Source organism: Gilliamella sp. wkB112 (assembly GCF_001690685.1).
In the GTDB taxonomy this organism is placed as follows: Bacteria; Pseudomonadota; Gammaproteobacteria; order Enterobacterales; family Orbaceae; genus Gilliamella; species Gilliamella apicola_J.
Map to the genome: position 1 here is coordinate 39,142 of NZ_LZGL01000020.1, position 15,900 is coordinate 55,041.

Sequence of the window (15,900 nt, forward strand, 5' to 3'; positions counted from 1 at the left end):
AGTTACACATAACTTAATAGGAAAATTTATATGATATCTGAATTAAAAAATATTACTGATCTTAAACAAAAATCAGGTTGGTTTATCTTAGTTGGTATAGTCTTAATTGTCTTGGGATGCTTAGCATTAGGTTACCAGTTTATTGCTACAGTTTTTTCGGTCTATTTCATCGGTTCGTTACTATTAATCGCAGGTATAGCCCAAACTATACACTCATTTAGTATTAAAGGCTTTGGTCAAAGTGCATTATGGGCAATAATGGGGGTCTTATACATTTTTACGGGATTAATGTCATTTTTCCAGCCAATTGCGGTCTCTTCTGCCTTAACTTTAATTATTTCCTTTTTATTAATAATGAGTGGTTCTACTCAAATATTTGCCGCATTTAATAATCGTAATTTCCCTCGTTGGGGATGGGTGTTAACATCCGGGATTATCAATGTTATTTTAGGGTTAGTGATTATTACTGGTTGGCCAAATGATAGTCTTTGGGTATTAGGTATGTTTTTAGGAATTGACTTAGTATTTCAAGGTTGGGCTTATGTCGCTATTGGATTTGCGTTAAAAAGTCGATAATTTTTAATATTGAGAATGCTATTGCCTACTGGTGGTATATTGTAGGCAATAAATGCAAATTAAAAGCAACCGATTTTTAATTCATTTCTTGAAGAATTTTGCTAAATTAAGTTAAGAATATTATTTATAACTTTTATTGGTTTTAGCTTTTACTTCCTGCATCGTATGTAAAATTCGATGATAATTCTCTAACCTAGATGGTGCAATTTTACCTTCTTTGACTGCCTGTTGTAACAAACATCCTGAAGTATTTAAATGGTTACAATCACGAAATTGACAGCCACCTAAATAATCATCGAACTCTTTGAAACCACTGAGAACCTGCTCTGGTTCTAAATGCCACAAACCAAATTCACGAATACCAGGAGAATCAATAATATCACCACCATTGGGCAAATGATAAAGTCTGGTCGAAGTAGTAGTGTGCTGACCTAACCCTGATAATTCAGAGACTACCCCTGTCGTAACAAATTGAGATTGATGAGGTAATAGCAAATTGATAATACTCGACTTACCAACTCCAGACTGTCCAACTAAAATGGATATTTTACCCAGCAAAACTTTTTGCAATAAGGCGATCCCTTGTTCATTTTGACATGAAACTAATAATACTGAATAACCAATTTTAGTATAAACTATTAATTGCTTCTCAACTTCGGCTCGTTGTTCTTCACTTAATAAATCAATTTTATTCAATACAATAATCGGTTTGATATTTATTGTTTCACATGCCACCAAATATCGATCGATAATATTAAGAGATAATTCTGGCAATACTGCTGATATAATTACAATCTGGTCAATATTTGCCGCTACTGGTTTAACACCATCATAAAAATCAGGACGTACCAGTTCGGAATGACGCGGATGTACTGCTTCAATAATACCATTAGTATTCGGCTCTAAACTTTCACGCCATACTACTTTATCACCGGTTACCAAAGACGGTAATGTCCGGCGGATACTACAGCGATAGATTATCCCTGCACTATCTTCAACATCTGCAGATTTACCAAAACGACTAATCACCACTCCATCAAGTGGGAACGAAAAATTCGATAGATTTTCATCTGGTTGAGTCGTTAAACGTTGTTGATGTTTTGCTGCAACACGCCTTTTTTGATTTTGAGAGAGTTTATTTTTTGCCACAATCACTAATTTTTTTCTAAAACAGTTTGTCAGTTATGCTACACTAGTTGGTATTAAAAAGAAATTTCTATAGCAAAATATGACTACACAATCTCAAATTAATAGCAATAATCTTATTTGGATAGATCTTGAAATGACAGGACTCAATCCAAGCGTTGATCGTATTATTGAAATTGCCACAATTGTTACCGATTCAGACCTCAATATTCTTGCTGAAGGTCCAGTTATCGCTGTGCATCAATCAGATGAACAACTGGCACTAATGGATGATTGGAATAAAACTACACATGGTAAATCGGGGCTAATTGAGCGTGTTCGTCAAAGTACCATTACAGAACAACAAGCTGAATTGCAAACTATTGAGTTCTTGAAACAATGGGTGCCAGAAAATAGCTCACCAATTTGTGGTAACACAATTGGGCAAGATCGTCGATTTTTATTCAATTATATGCCAATGTTAGAAAGTTATTTTCATTATCGTTACTTAGATGTAAGCACCATTAAAGAGCTAGCTAAACGTTGGAAACCAGAAATCCTAAAAACAATCAGTAAACAGAGTACCCATCAAGCATTAGATGATATTCGTGATTCTATTGCCGAACTTAGTTATTACCGTCAACACTTTTTTAATCTAACTAATTAGTTTATATGCAAATTTTATATACTATTTTAGTTTATTTAATACAACCATTAGTTTGGTTAAAATTGTTATGTCGGAGTCGCAAAGCCCCCGCTTATCGTCAACGCATACTTGAACGTTATGGCTTTTGCAAAAATAAAGTCAAACCAGATGGTATTTTAGTTCATGCCGTTTCGGTTGGTGAAACCATAGCTGCAATTCCTTTAATTAAAGATTTACAGCGGCAATATCCTGATTTACCAATAACTGTAACAACTATGACCCCAACCGGTTCACAACGAGTAAAAGATCTCTTAAATAATAGTGTTAGTCATGTCTATTTACCTTATGACTTACCTTGCGCAATCAAACGATTTTTAAAAATACTACGCCCAAAGTTAGTAATAATTATGGAAACAGAACTCTGGCCTAACTTTATTAGTCAATGCAATAAAAACCAAATTCCGTTGATTATTGCTAACGCCAGATTATCTGAACGCTCAGCTAAAGGATATCGTAAATTGGGGCGAGCTATTAGTAACTTATTGCCTAAAATTAGTATGGTGGCAGCACAAAATCAACAAGATGGCGAACGCTTTGTTTCGCTTGGTCTACCCTCCAATCAATTATCTGTTACTGGAAGCATTAAGTTTGATATTGATTTAACCGCAGAGCAACAACAAAAAATAACACTTCTAAAACAGCAATGGCAATTAAATCGGCCCACTTTGATTACTGCAAGTACTCATAGCGGTGAAGATGAAATAATTTTAGCAGCATTTAAACGCTTACTTAAACAGCATCCAAATTTGTTATTAATCATTGTACCCCGTCATCCTGAACGTTTTAGAACCGTTGAAAAACTAATTACTGATAATGGATTTAATTATCTATGCCGTAGTGATAATGCAATACCGACTGAACAAACACAAGTCGTTTTAGGCGATACTATGGGGGAACTGTTAGAACTTTATGGGCTTGCAGATATTGCCTTTGTAGGTGGCAGTTTAGTTGAACATGGCGGACATAACCCCTTAGAACCAGCTCTACACCATATCCCAATTATTAGTGGCGAGCACTTTTTCAATTTTCAAGTAATTTGTGAACAATTAATTGCAGCCAAAGGAATGATAGTTTGCACAAATGCAGTAGATTCTTTATATTCAATAATAGACCATCTGTTAAATGATAAGATTATGAGTAAACAAATGGGCGAGCACGCTTATCAAGTATTGAAACAAAACCAAGGTGCTCTTCATCGATTACTTGCAATAATCAATCGCTATCTTACTTCAAAATAAGGATCGCCTGTGGAGAAAAAACACGGCCTGTTACTGATTAATTTAGGTACCCCCAGTGACATAACACCCACTGCAATTAAACAGTATTTAACTGAATTTTTACTCGATCGGCATGTTGTTGATTTGCCATATTTTATTTGGTATCCGATTTTAAAATATATTGTGCTACCTAAACGAGTCCCATATATTATTAATCATTATCGCAAAATCTGGTTAGAAGGTGTTTCTCCTTTATTACATTACAGCCAATTATTACGTGATAAATTAAACTACTATCTACCTAATGTTAGGTGCGAACTAGCAATGACATATGGTGAACCAAATATGCAATCAGCGTTGGAAAATCTTAAATCATGTGATGAACTAACTATACTGCCACTATTCCCTCAATATTCAACCACCACTACACTTGCAGTATTTGACAAATTAAAGCAACTCACATCGACTAATCCCATCTTAGCCCGTGCTCAGTTTATTCGTGATTATGCCGATCACCCAAGTTATATCAATGCTCTATATTTACAAGTAAAACAAGCCTTTTTAAAACATGGTCAACCAGAAGTATTACTCCTTTCTTACCATGGCATCCCAGAACGTTATATTAATAAAAGGCAGGATGATTATATTGAGCGTTGTGAACTGACAACGCAACTGTTAACCGAAAAATGCCAAGCCAATGGTATTAATTTGCCTATACACATGGCTTACCAATCTAAATTCGGTAAAGGTAAATGGGTTGAACCAAATACTAGCGACGTATTGCAAAAATTAGCTAACAGTGGCATAAACAATATCCAAGTTATGTGTCCAGGATTTTCGGCTGATTGTATTGAAACAATTTATGAAATTGATGAGCAAAATCGAACAATATTTTTAGATGCTGGCGGTAAAAATTTTTACTATATTCCTGCATTAAATGATTCCGATATACAAATCAATTTACTCTCAGATTTAATACAACATACTGAAACATATAGTGGACCTTAAACATCTTTACAACACTGTAAGTTGAAATAACGTAAGCAATTCGTTGGATAAAAATAAAGTAGTTTATCATCGCCATGCAAACAAAAAGTAAAATAAAAAGGACACTAATAAGCGTCCTTTTTTAACTAAAATTGAATTAAATATTAAATTGTTTTTAGCCATGCTGTAACGTCCTCACCAAGGCTCTTATGACGCATTGCATATTGCACAAAAGTTTGTACATAGCCAAGTTTATTACCACAATCATGGCTACGACCTTTGATACAATAGGCATCTACGGGATCTTCTTCCAATAACATAGCAATAGCATCAGTTAATTGAATTTCCCCTCCTGCCCCTAATGGCGTTTTGGCTAGCATTGGCCAAATCTTTTCCGATAATACATAACGACCAACTACTGATTGATTGGATGGGGCTTCTTCAATTGATGGTTTTTCCACCACACTATACATTTGAGTAACATTACCAGCGGATAATGCTTCACCTCGGCAATCAACAATACCATAAGAAGAAACTAGCTCTTTAGGTACCGGTTCAACCATAATTTGACTATGCTTAGTTTCATGATAATTGTTAATCATTGCCGCTAAATTATCAGTAGTTAAATCACTCTCATACTCATCAATAATTACATCAGGCAACACCACTGCAAAAGGTTCATCACCGACTAAAGGATAAGCACAAAGTACTGCATGCCCAAGCCCTTTAGCTAAACCTTGACGGACACTAGTAATAGTTACATGTTTAGGCAAAATACCTTGTACTTCTTGCAATAACTGACGCTTAACGCGTGCTTCCAACATTGCTTCTAATTCAAAGCTAGTATCAAAATGGTTTTCAATTGAATTTTTTGAAGAATGAGTTACAAAAATGATTTCGGTAATACCTGCAGCAATACACTCTTTAACCACATATTGAATAAGTGGTTTATCTACAACAGGTAGCATCTCTTTAGGAATAGCTTTGGTGGCAGGTAACATACGAGTGCCGAGTCCGGCAACTGGAATGATAGCTTTTTTTACTTTTCCTGTTATAGAAATATCTAGATTTAATGACATTTTCTTTCCTTAAAACAAATTAATCTATAAAACCCTTATATATTAACTGATTATAATACCTATTAACATATATGGAATCCAATTAACGATGCCAATAACTAATTGTATTAAATTAATAATTAACTGTTATCAACCTTGTGCTGTCTTTACTATTGAATTTTCAAGTTATTTAATAATCGTTAAATCTGCCGATTCAATCAATTGAGGATTATCTCTATTGGTAGCTAAAGAATCAATTGAGATATACACGATTTCACAGTTTTGTAGTACAGCTTGTCTTACTACAAATTTGGCTTTGCGATCACGTTTTTCTTTTTGCTTTGCACTAATATAAAGATCATCATAACCATCATCATATAAAGTTGCTCGCTCTAATAAAGTTGGCGCTCGCCAAAAAGTTTCTTTCGGATAATCGCGTACTAAAATCTGATCGGTCAACTTACCTTTCATACCTGCATATGCTGCAGGCAAAACTCGACTATCTCGACTTTGAGCAACATAAATATGTTGATAACTTGATATATTTTTTGGCAATTGATTAAATAAAAATTCCACCCCCGGATGGGTTGAATATTGACAATTTTGCATGACTAAAGGTGCGGTTCGATAATTTAAAAACGAACCGCAACCAACGAGTAAAAATAGCGTTACTATGATTAAAACTCGCTGCATTTTTCCGAATCCATTTATTATTCTAAATATAAGTGTACATAATATTTGCTAACTTACATTTTTTCACTAACTTTTTCAGCTGATTTAGAAATGGCCTTACCACCAGATTGAACATCTTGACCAACTCCTTTAACAGTATTACAACCTACAACGAGGGTCGCCATAATAACACCTAACATTAGAACGAACATTTTATGAAACATAAATAATACTCCTTTCAATTAATAACGTTATTATTTTAATGCAGCAAATGCTTCTGCTACACGGTAAATATTATGGTGATTTAAACCAGCCACACACATCCTTCCGCTGCCCACCAAATAAACAGCAAAATTCTTCCTTAAATAATTAACTTGTTCTTGAGTAAAACCAGTATAACTAAACATACCTCGTTGCTTGACCAAATAATCAAAATCACGATCTGGTACTGCTTTTTTTAAGGAGTCAACTAAAGTAGATCGCATTAATGCGATACGTTCACGCATTAACGCAACTTCTTCATACCATTGCATTTTTAGGTCTGAATTATTCAACACATGTGATACCAACTGGGCACCATAAGCCGCAGGACTCGAATAATTTCGTCTTACTGTTGCTTGAAGTTGGCCAAGGATCCGATTAGCTGCTTCGCTATTTTCACATAGTACAGATAACCCTCCAACTCGCTCACCATATAGCGAAAATGTTTTTGAAAATGAATTGCTTACCAAACCACATAATTTTTTTTCAGCTGCTTTTTTAATAGCATAGACATCATCATCAATACTTTCACCAAATCCTTGATAAGCAATGTCCATAAAGGGAATAAGGTCACGAGCCAACAACACCTCAATTACTTTATCCCACTCGTCATGTGTCAAATCAGCTCCAGTTGGATTATGACAACATGGATGAAGTAACACGATACTTTTGGCTGGTAATTTATTCAATGTTGCTAACATTGCCTCAAATTTAACACCACAGGTTTGTGGATCAAAATAAGGGTATTTATTAACCTTAAATCCAGCTCCATTAAAAATCGCAATATGATTTTCCCAAGTTGGATCACTAACCCAAACCTCGGATGTTGGGAAATAACGAAATAAAAAATCAGCCCCTACTTTCAATGCGCCGGAACCACCTAAGGTTTGAATGGTAGCAATACGTTTATCTTGATATGCAGGATTATTTTCACCAAATAATAAGGATTGAATAGCTTGACAATAACTAGGTAAACCACTCATTGGCAAATAGAGTTGTGCTTGTTTTTGGTTATTATATAGATAATCACGAGCGACTTTTATACATTCTAATTGTGGAATAACTCCATGCTCGTCATAGTAATAACCAATACTTAAATTTGTTTTATCTTTTCGACTATCATTATTAAAATCAGTCACTAATGATAAAATCGGATCTCCAGCATATGACTCAACTTTTTCAAACATATTTATAACCTAGTTTCTCAATAATCTACAATAATTTATTGTAGATTATTGCACCAAGTCAAGTGGCAATCAATCACTAAATAATAGTTTATTAACAGATTATTTTATTGATTATAAAAAGTAAATTTATAGTGTAATTAGAGATATTTTAGGAAGATTATATTAATAATAACATTATTAATATTCTTAAGACTCATACTAAAGCATTAATCTTAAATGAAATATTTTTCCACATTAGATAACTAGTATTAGCACTATGATGTGCTAATACTAACAAGTCTATTTAGCGACAATCACTTCAATTTCGACTTTAGCATCTTTTGGTATTCTGGCCACTTGTACACAAGAGCGCGCAGGGAATGAGGCATTATTTTCAGTAAAGAATGCCTCATAGACACTATTTACCGCTACAAAATCATTCATATCAGCTAAAAAAATAGTGGTTTTGACAATATTATTTACTGCATAACCTGCCGCAGTAATAATTGCTTTAACATTAGCCAAACTTTGTTTAGTTTGTTCTTTAACACAACTGGGCATTTCTCCGGTAGCTGGAATTATTGGAATTTGCCCTGATGCAAACATAATATTGCCTAAATCAACAGCCTGAACATAAGGACCAATCGCAGCAGGTGCTTGGTCTGTATTAATAATTTTTGCCATATCTTTTTATCTCCTGTATAGCTATTCTTTTCCTGATGACTAAAAGTCACACTTTTAGCTTATGACATTTGAACAGGATCATAATTTTATGTCAAGGTAGTACAAAATTATGATCATGGGACTTCTAACAATTTTCTGATATGATAATCAAAATTTTTTTAATTATTGAGATTAACTATGTTTGAGAATTTGACTGACCGTTTATCACAGACATTGCGAAATATTAGTGGTCGTGGGCGATTGTCCGAAGAAAATATTAAAGAAGCGCTACGTGATGTACGTATGGCACTACTTGAAGCCGATGTTGCATTGCCCGTTGTACGTGAATTTATTAATCAAGTTAAAACCAAAGCTGTTGGTCTAGACGTTAATAAAAGTTTAACCCCGGGCCAAGAGTTTATCAAAATTGTACAATCTGAGCTCACTAACGCAATGGGTGAAGTGAATAGTTCACTTAATTTGGCAACGCAACCACCAGCTGTAATTTTAATGGCAGGTTTACAAGGTGCAGGTAAAACTACCAGCGTGGCTAAATTAGCTAAATTCCTTAAAGAAAAACAGAAAAAGAAAGTGCTGGTAGTGTCTGCTGACGTATATCGTCCGGCAGCGATTAAACAACTAGAAACGCTTGCTAAATCCATAGATGTAGAATTTTTCCCATCTGATATCAATGAAAAACCTGTTAATATTGTTAACAAAGCTATTAGTCATGCTAAATTGCAATTTTACGATGCGTTAATTGTCGATACGGCAGGTCGCTTACATGTTGATAGTGATATGATGGATGAAATTAAAGTTCTTCATCAAGCAATTAATCCTATTGAAACCTTATTTGTAGTTGATGCCATGACCGGGCAAGATGCCGCTAATACCGCTAAGGCTTTTAATGATGCCTTACCACTTACCGGGGTTATCCTAACTAAAGTTGATGGTGATGCTCGTGGGGGGGCTGCCCTCTCAATCCGTCATATTACCGGTAAACCAATCAAGTTTTTAGGGATGGGTGAAAAAACTGACGCTTTAGAGCCATTTTATCCAGATCGCATTGCTTCACGAATTTTAGGCATGGGTGATGTAATTTCATTAATTGAAGAATTACAAATTAATGTTGATCGTGAAAAAGCGGAAAAAATTGCCAAAAAGCTGAAAAAAGGCGATAAATTCGATTTTAATGATTTCCAAGATCAGCTTAAACAAATGCGCAATATGGGTGGAATGGGGGCAATGTTAGCTAAATTACCTGGCGTTGGTCAATTACCCGATCATATTAAGGCACAAATGAATGATAAAATAACGATTAAAATGGAAGCAATTATTGGTTCTATGACTTTAAAAGAACGCGCCAATCCTGAAATTATCAAAGGATCACGCAAACGTCGCATAGCCAATGGCTCTGGTACTCAAGTGCAAGATGTCAACAAACTTCTTAAACAGTTTGAAGACATGCAAAAGATGATGAAAAAAATGAAAGGCGGTGGCATGATGAAAATGATGCGACAAATGAAAGGTATGATGGGTGGTGGTATGGGGTTTCCTCGTTAATTAAATATCTCCATCTAATTTTTTGTCATTAACATAAATTGAAATTGTACCACAATAACAATTTACTGGTTTCTATTAAACAATCGCGCTTATGTATGCGCGATTGTCACATAACAATATTACGATTTAATTATTTAATCGATTTAAGTTTAGTCGGTCGATTCATAGTTAATACAGTACCTATAGAAGATATAATAATAAAACCTATAGCTAACCATTGATAACCATTTAACTGTTCATGCAAAATAATTAACCCCGAAAATGCTGCAAAAACAGGTGATAAGCTCATTAAAGTACTAAATGTTTGTGCCGGTACTCTTGGTAAAGCAATCATATCCAAACCATAAGGAATAGCAGATGCTAGTAATGCTACCACAAAAACTAATGGCAAAAGATCTACAGAAAACATCAATCCACCACATTGCCACACTCCGATTGGAAATATAAGAAACGAGGCTATTACTGAACCAATAGCAACACTTGACGAACCATGAAGAGCTCCAGCCTTACGACCAAATAAAATGTAACCAGCCCAACAACTACCTGCTCCTAATGCCAATAAAATACCAATCGGATCTAAGTCACTTGATGCTTGATGAATAGGTAATAATATTACTAAACCTGTTACAGCAATACCTAACCAAATAAAGTCAGTTAAACGGCGGGAAGAACACATTGCGACCATGATTGGTCCGGTGAGTTCAATTGCTACTCCAATACCAACTGGGATCCGCGCTATTGCATTATAAAAACATAAATTCATACACCCCATTACAATGCCGTATAAAAAAATGTACTTCAATGCTAACTTAGTTATTGGTTTACGCCAAGGCTTGAAAATGATAACTAACAGAACAGCAGAAAAGGCTAAACGCCATGCAGTCATTCCTTCCGGTCCAAGTAGCGGAAAAAGATATTTAGCCATCGATGCACTACCTTGCACCGAAATCATCGAAATAACAATTAATAAAACCGGCCAAGACCGTTTCAACATTAGTATTACCTTAATTTATGTAGTGGATTATAATTTGCACAGTTAATAACAAAATGTTTCAGGAAAGCCTTATGTTTAAGTATAAAAATGTACCATGTAATAACTAGTTTTCTCTTTTAACTGAAAGTAAAGCTAGATCTTGTAATGCTTGTTTATATGGGGAATCTGGTAAAATTGCAATAACATCAAAGGCTTTTTTTGCTTCTTGCTGTGCAGCTTGTAAAGTAAACTTAAGCGACCCACATTCATCCATTATTTGCAAAATTCGATTTAGCAAATGTCTACCATTACCTTGTTCAATAGCTTTCCGAATTAGACGTGCATCCTGAGTATTTTTAGTATGATGCATAGCATGTAAAAGTGGTAATGTAGGTTTACCTTCATTAAGATCGTCACCCAAATTTTTACCTAATTTTTGATTACTGTCGGCACTATAATCAAGCAAATCATCAATAATTTGAAAAGCAGTTCCTAAATATTTCCCATACTCTTTCAGAGCAAATTCTTGACGTTCATCTGCTCCAGCAAGTACTGCGGCTGAATGTGAAGTAGCTTCAAATAAGCGGGCGGTTTTACGATAAATAACTTCTAAATATTTCTCTTTGGTAATATCAGGATCATTACAATTGATTAATTGTTGTACTTCACCTTCAGCTATCACATTGGTTGCCGCTGACATAATAGTTAATACTTTAAATGATTCAGTACGGACCATCATTTGAAACGAACGAGTATAAATATAATCCCCCACCAAAACACTAGCAGCATTACCAAAAAAAGCATTAGCTGTCGATTTACCACGACGTAAATCTGACTCATCCACCACATCATCATGTAACAAAGTTGCAGTATGAATAAACTCAATAAAAGCGGCAGTAATAATATGCTTATCACCCTGATAATTAAGAGCTTTTGCTACCAATAAAGCAATAATTGGACGAATACGTTTACCACCACTACTAATAATGTAATTACCTAATTGATTAATTAAAGCAACATCAGAGCTCAGTTCTGCTTGAATTGCTGTATTAACTTTAATTAAATCTTCTTCAACGAGCTCAATAATGTGATTTATTGATGGATTATTCATCAGTTTAACCGTTATAAATAATAGAAAAATATCTAATAGATATTATCTGATAAATATTCTCCTACAACAAGTTTTGATATTGGTTATTTTATTCTTTCAAGAAAATGCTACAAATGATAAGCATTTTCATTTAAACTAACCACCTTAAATTAGAAATGATAACCGTTATGAAGATTAACTTTGATATAGACATCAATAATAAGGAGATTCCTCAATCTCATACAAATAAAAAATTAAAAGGCGTTTATTTATATACATCGCTTTCAGTTTTGTCACACTTTTGTTTTGCTGGTTTACTATTTAGTTCGGCTCTATTTGCCAACAATATTGTAGTTGATGAAGGTAATGACAGTATTAAAGCAATAATGTTAGATTTAACACAAATGGCGGCTCCGGAACAATCATTAGTTGAAAATACGCCCGAAACACAAAATAATGAAATAATTGAAACACCTCCTGTTGAAGAACCAATTATAGAGCCAGTTACTGAACCAGAAGTAGTTAAAGAAGAAGTAAAACCTGAACCAACACCAGTAAAAGAAGCTGTTATTAAACAAGAACAAGAAGTAAAACCTAAAAAGAAACGACCTCCCGCACAGAAGTCTCAACCCCAAAGAATTAGGCAGGAAATTGTGAGTAATAATATTGCAAAAACAGCTGTAGCACCGTCAATTTCTGATAATCGCCAATTTTCGGCAACACCATCGCCCATTAGTCGCAACCAACCAGAATATCCACGACGAGCTCTAGATATGCGTTTAGAAGGATATGTAATAGCGATTTTTGATGTAAACAGTGATGGCCGGGTTGAAAATATACGTATTGTCGAAGCCAATCCTAATAATATTTTTAATCGCTCAGTTATTACTGCAATGAAAACATGGAAGTATAAGCCTATAGCAGCCAGCAATTTAAAAATAAAAATTATTTTTAATCGAGATAAATCAATCAATTTAAATGGTGTTTAAGTAAACTAGCTTTATAGTATATTGTTTTAATTAAGCATATATCAGTTAGTGATATTAACACGATGATATAAAAAAAATTTTTTTAATCGATAAATTTATTTTTTCATCAATTTTTCAATTTGGTCCGGATCTTTAGGAACATCAGCAGTAAGTACCTCGTTTCCGTACCTTGTAATCAAAATATTATCTTCTATACGAATCCCAATACCTTTATAACGCTCGGGAACATCAGCGTCTTGATTTATATACAAGCCCGGTTCAACGGTTAATACCATACCTGGTTCTAAAACGCGATCTCGTCCACTACCGACATCATGCACATCCATTCCTAACCAATGCCCCAAACCATGCATATAGTAAGTAATGTATGCTCTATCGGCAATTAATCTATCAATACTACCTTGAAGTATACCCAGTTTGACTAAACCTTCAACCATGGTTCTAACTACATGATCATTAACTTCTTTAATTGATGTACCAGGTTTAAATAATGAAATAGCTTGATATTGTGATGCTAATACAATGTCATATATTTCGCGTTGTGCTTGACTGAATTTACCATTAATCGGAAAGGTACGAGTAATATCACCTGCATAATATTGATATTCACAGCCAGCATCTATCAGAACCAATTCACCTTCTTTTAATTTGGTACTATTATTTTCATAATGTAAGATACAACCATTATTGCCACCACCAACTATAGTGTTATAAGATGGCCAACGAGCGCCATGTATAGCAAATTCATGTAAAATTTCGGCCTCTAATTGATATTCATACAGATGCGGTTTACATTTTTGCATCGCCCTTATATGTGCTTGAGCACTAATCTTGCAAGAGTCTCGCAAAATTGCCATTTCAAATTCAGATTTGAACATACGCATCTCATGTACTATAGGCCGCCAATCAATCACTTTAGTGGGTGCGGATAAATTTAATCTTGTACCTTGTCGCAAAGTTGTTAATGCTTTCTTGACAATTTGATCGGCAAATCCATATTGTTGATCAGCGTGATAGATTGCTGTTTTGCCATTTAATAAATCAGGAAGTACACCATTTATTTCATCGAAAAGATACGCTTCATCAACCCAAATTGAATCTAAAGCAGCTTGCTGCCCTAAACGATAACCTGTCCATGTTTCTGCTAATGGATCTTTTTTCCGATTAAATAGTACACACCTAGAACTATTATCTGATTTTTTTATAACAACAAACAGCGCTTCAGGTTCAGAAAAAAAAGTAAAGTACCAAAAATCACTATTTTGTCGATATGGATAGTGAGTATCATTACTACGTACTACTTCTGGAGCAGCAAAAAAAAGTGCAACACTATTAGATTCCATTTGTGCTAGCAATTTTTCTCGGCGAGTTAAAAGCTCTGTTTTGAATTCCGCTTTTGTCATCATGATTACCTTAAGTATGATTAGCCATAAATCTTAATGAATAGTTGGAGAGATATCTGCATCATTAAACTCGTCAAAGCACAATATAGATGTGATGCGAACATACTCTTTAATCTCTTCAAATGCAAATCCAAGCTCATCTGGATCTTCATTTTCATCATAGCCAAGTTTAACAATTTGCCGTAAATCATATATAGCTTCACCAACATCGCCTTTAAGGCGATTAAGTTTAGGTTGAACTAACCCAATTCCGAGTAAAAAATGATTTACCCAACCGACTAAATCATCTATTTGTGTAAATAAATCATGCTCACTTAATAACAATTGAAATTCAAAATTTTTATCTGCCAATTGTTGCTTAGTTAAGCTATATAGCTGTTTAATCTGTTGATTTAAAGGATCAATAATAACTTGTCCATTATTTAACATATCTTTAACTAATGGGTACCAACTTTCATCATGATTTCCACCAGCTAAAATCCCTGATATAAAACCATGTAGTTCAGCTGCAGTGATACCAAGTTTATGGTGCACTAGTTGACGATTAAACTCGTCATAATTAATCTTGTCAGTCATACATTCCACCCTGCACTTTAACTCAATATTAGTATATAATTCCTATCTCAAATTATAAATGATAAACAGATTAAGCTGTGAGATAAAGGAATTATTTTGGACATTATAAGATTACCTTTGAAAATGACTTTGCTATTTATAATGGTTATTATATTTTTAACTGCTTGTAGTTCTTGGTGGTCAAATCAAGGAATAATTACTCTTGATGTACATGATAAAGCACAAACTTATGTGACAAGCCAAAACTTACCTACTTATTACAAATTAAGCAATAGTGAGCAAGAACTTAAAAAGTTTGAAACTAATTGTCGAGAAGAGATTAAAGCCTCACAACTTGATGGTAGTGAAGAATTAGTTTTCGAAAATATCAAACACGGAATCCATGGTCAGGTTGAATTCAAAAAATGTAGTGATAGAATCACTCGAATTTACCGATATTAATAGATAGAATATGCATATTTAAGTGTGTTAATGTGGATAATATTAACAGTTTTTAAAGATATATGAAATCTTACTAGCCTTTCTAGAGGTTTTTATTTATATTGTTCAGATCGCACAAATGAAATAATTTTGGGAGTAAAACAACTATGTATAAACAAGATGTAACCATTACTGCGTCCAATGGTCTTCATACCCGCCCTGCCGCACAGTTCGTAAAAGAAGCAAAAAACTTCAATGCTGAAATAACTGTCACTTCGAATGGTAAAAGTGCTAGTGCTAAAAGTCTTTTTAAATTACAAACTTTAGGTTTAACACAAGGTACAGTAATTACTATTTCTGCTGAAGGAGAGGATGAAAAAGAAGCAGTCAATCATTTAGTAAAATTAATTCCTGAGTTGGAATAATATCTCCCAATTAGCAATGAACAGTTTTAA

At 34.2% G+C, this 15,900-nt stretch carries 18 protein-coding genes; 8 read left to right on the forward strand and 10 right to left on the reverse strand.

The window, feature by feature from the left end; translation table 11 throughout:
- Positions 1–30: 30 nt before the first annotated feature.
- Entirely contained in the window at positions 31–576 is a 546-nt protein-coding gene (locus tag A9G12_RS10725) for an HdeD family acid-resistance protein (protein ID WP_065565846.1), read from the forward strand.
- 120 nt (positions 577–696) lie between these two features.
- Here A9G12_RS10725 and rsgA read toward each other — a convergent pair whose 3' ends face one another.
- Positions 697–1,725 carry a small ribosomal subunit biogenesis GTPase RsgA gene (gene rsgA, locus A9G12_RS10730; RefSeq protein WP_065566030.1) on the reverse strand — a complete coding sequence of 343 codons (1,029 nt, stop codon included), beginning with the start codon at positions 1,723–1,725 and terminating at the stop codon, positions 697–699.
- 79 nt (positions 1,726–1,804) lie between these two features.
- Between rsgA and orn the strand changes: the two genes are divergently transcribed.
- The 3 genes from orn to hemH are packed head-to-tail and all read left to right on the forward strand — an operon-like array spanning position 1,805 to position 4,632.
- Positions 1,805–2,368, forward strand: a complete 564-nt coding sequence (gene orn, locus A9G12_RS10735) for an oligoribonuclease (protein ID WP_065565847.1) — start codon at positions 1,805–1,807, stop codon at positions 2,366–2,368.
- Positions 2,369–2,373: 5 nt separating this feature from the next.
- Entirely contained in the window at positions 2,374–3,645 is a 1,272-nt protein-coding gene (waaA, locus tag A9G12_RS10740) for a lipid IV(A) 3-deoxy-D-manno-octulosonic acid transferase (RefSeq protein ID WP_065565848.1), read from the forward strand.
- A gap of 9 nt (positions 3,646–3,654) precedes the next feature.
- Positions 3,655–4,632, forward strand: coding sequence for a ferrochelatase (gene hemH, locus A9G12_RS10745; protein ID WP_065565849.1), 978 nt, complete (start codon positions 3,655–3,657; stop codon positions 4,630–4,632).
- 143 nt (positions 4,633–4,775) lie between these two features.
- On the opposite strand, the gene galU is transcribed toward hemH, so the two are convergent.
- From galU to A9G12_RS10765, 5 genes are all read right to left on the reverse strand, one after another.
- Positions 4,776–5,690 (reverse strand): UTP--glucose-1-phosphate uridylyltransferase GalU, encoded by a 915-nt coding sequence (galU, locus tag A9G12_RS10750; protein WP_065565850.1) that lies wholly within the window; start codon positions 5,688–5,690, stop codon positions 4,776–4,778.
- 165 nt (positions 5,691–5,855) lie between these two features.
- Positions 5,856–6,362 (reverse strand): hypothetical protein, encoded by a 507-nt coding sequence (locus A9G12_RS10755; RefSeq protein WP_065565851.1) that lies wholly within the window; start codon positions 6,360–6,362, stop codon positions 5,856–5,858.
- 53 nt (positions 6,363–6,415) lie between these two features.
- Positions 6,416–6,565 (reverse strand): entericidin A/B family lipoprotein, encoded by a 150-nt coding sequence (locus A9G12_RS12155; RefSeq protein WP_081299756.1) that lies wholly within the window; start codon positions 6,563–6,565, stop codon positions 6,416–6,418.
- A 30-nt stretch (positions 6,566–6,595) separates the two neighbouring features.
- Positions 6,596–7,789 (reverse strand): amino acid aminotransferase, encoded by a 1,194-nt coding sequence (locus A9G12_RS10760; protein WP_065565852.1) that lies wholly within the window; start codon positions 7,787–7,789, stop codon positions 6,596–6,598.
- A gap of 279 nt (positions 7,790–8,068) precedes the next feature.
- Complete coding sequence (locus A9G12_RS10765) at positions 8,069–8,452, reverse strand: RidA family protein (RefSeq protein ID WP_065565853.1); 384 nt, start codon at positions 8,450–8,452, stop codon at positions 8,069–8,071.
- A gap of 177 nt (positions 8,453–8,629) precedes the next feature.
- Between A9G12_RS10765 and ffh the strand changes: the two genes are divergently transcribed.
- A complete protein-coding gene (gene ffh / locus A9G12_RS10770; RefSeq protein WP_065565854.1) occupies positions 8,630–9,994 on the forward strand; it encodes a signal recognition particle protein in 1,365 nt (454 codons plus the stop codon).
- A 130-nt stretch (positions 9,995–10,124) separates the two neighbouring features.
- On the opposite strand, the gene A9G12_RS10775 is transcribed toward ffh, so the two are convergent.
- Both A9G12_RS10775 and ispB read right to left on the reverse strand, forming a co-directional pair.
- Positions 10,125–10,988, reverse strand: coding sequence for an EamA family transporter (locus tag A9G12_RS10775; protein WP_065565855.1), 864 nt, complete (start codon positions 10,986–10,988; stop codon positions 10,125–10,127).
- 103 nt (positions 10,989–11,091) lie between these two features.
- Positions 11,092–12,078, reverse strand: a complete 987-nt coding sequence (gene ispB, locus A9G12_RS10780) for an octaprenyl diphosphate synthase (protein WP_065565856.1) — start codon at positions 12,076–12,078, stop codon at positions 11,092–11,094.
- A gap of 167 nt (positions 12,079–12,245) precedes the next feature.
- Between ispB and A9G12_RS12370 the strand changes: the two genes are divergently transcribed.
- The gene (locus A9G12_RS12370; RefSeq protein WP_065565857.1) at positions 12,246–13,046 is read left to right on the forward strand and encodes a TonB family protein; all 801 of its coding nucleotides are present in this window, start codon (positions 12,246–12,248) and stop codon (positions 13,044–13,046) included.
- Between the two features lie 95 nt (positions 13,047–13,141).
- Here the strand turns inward: A9G12_RS12370 and pepP are convergent, their stop codons facing one another.
- Complete coding sequence (gene pepP, locus A9G12_RS10790; protein ID WP_065565858.1) at positions 13,142–14,449, reverse strand: Xaa-Pro aminopeptidase; 1,308 nt, start codon at positions 14,447–14,449, stop codon at positions 13,142–13,144.
- Positions 14,450–14,482: 33 nt separating this feature from the next.
- A complete protein-coding gene (locus A9G12_RS10795) occupies positions 14,483–15,025 on the reverse strand; it encodes a UPF0149 family protein (protein WP_065565859.1) in 543 nt (180 codons plus the stop codon).
- Positions 15,026–15,121: 96 nt separating this feature from the next.
- Between A9G12_RS10795 and A9G12_RS10800 the strand changes: the two genes are divergently transcribed.
- On the forward strand, positions 15,122–15,466 hold the full coding sequence (locus A9G12_RS10800; protein ID WP_141674162.1) for a hypothetical protein: 345 nt from the start codon (positions 15,122–15,124) through the stop codon (positions 15,464–15,466).
- Between the two features lie 146 nt (positions 15,467–15,612).
- Entirely contained in the window at positions 15,613–15,870 is a 258-nt protein-coding gene (ptsH, locus tag A9G12_RS10805) for a phosphocarrier protein Hpr (RefSeq protein WP_065557325.1), read from the forward strand.
- Positions 15,871–15,900: the final 30 nt, after the last annotated feature.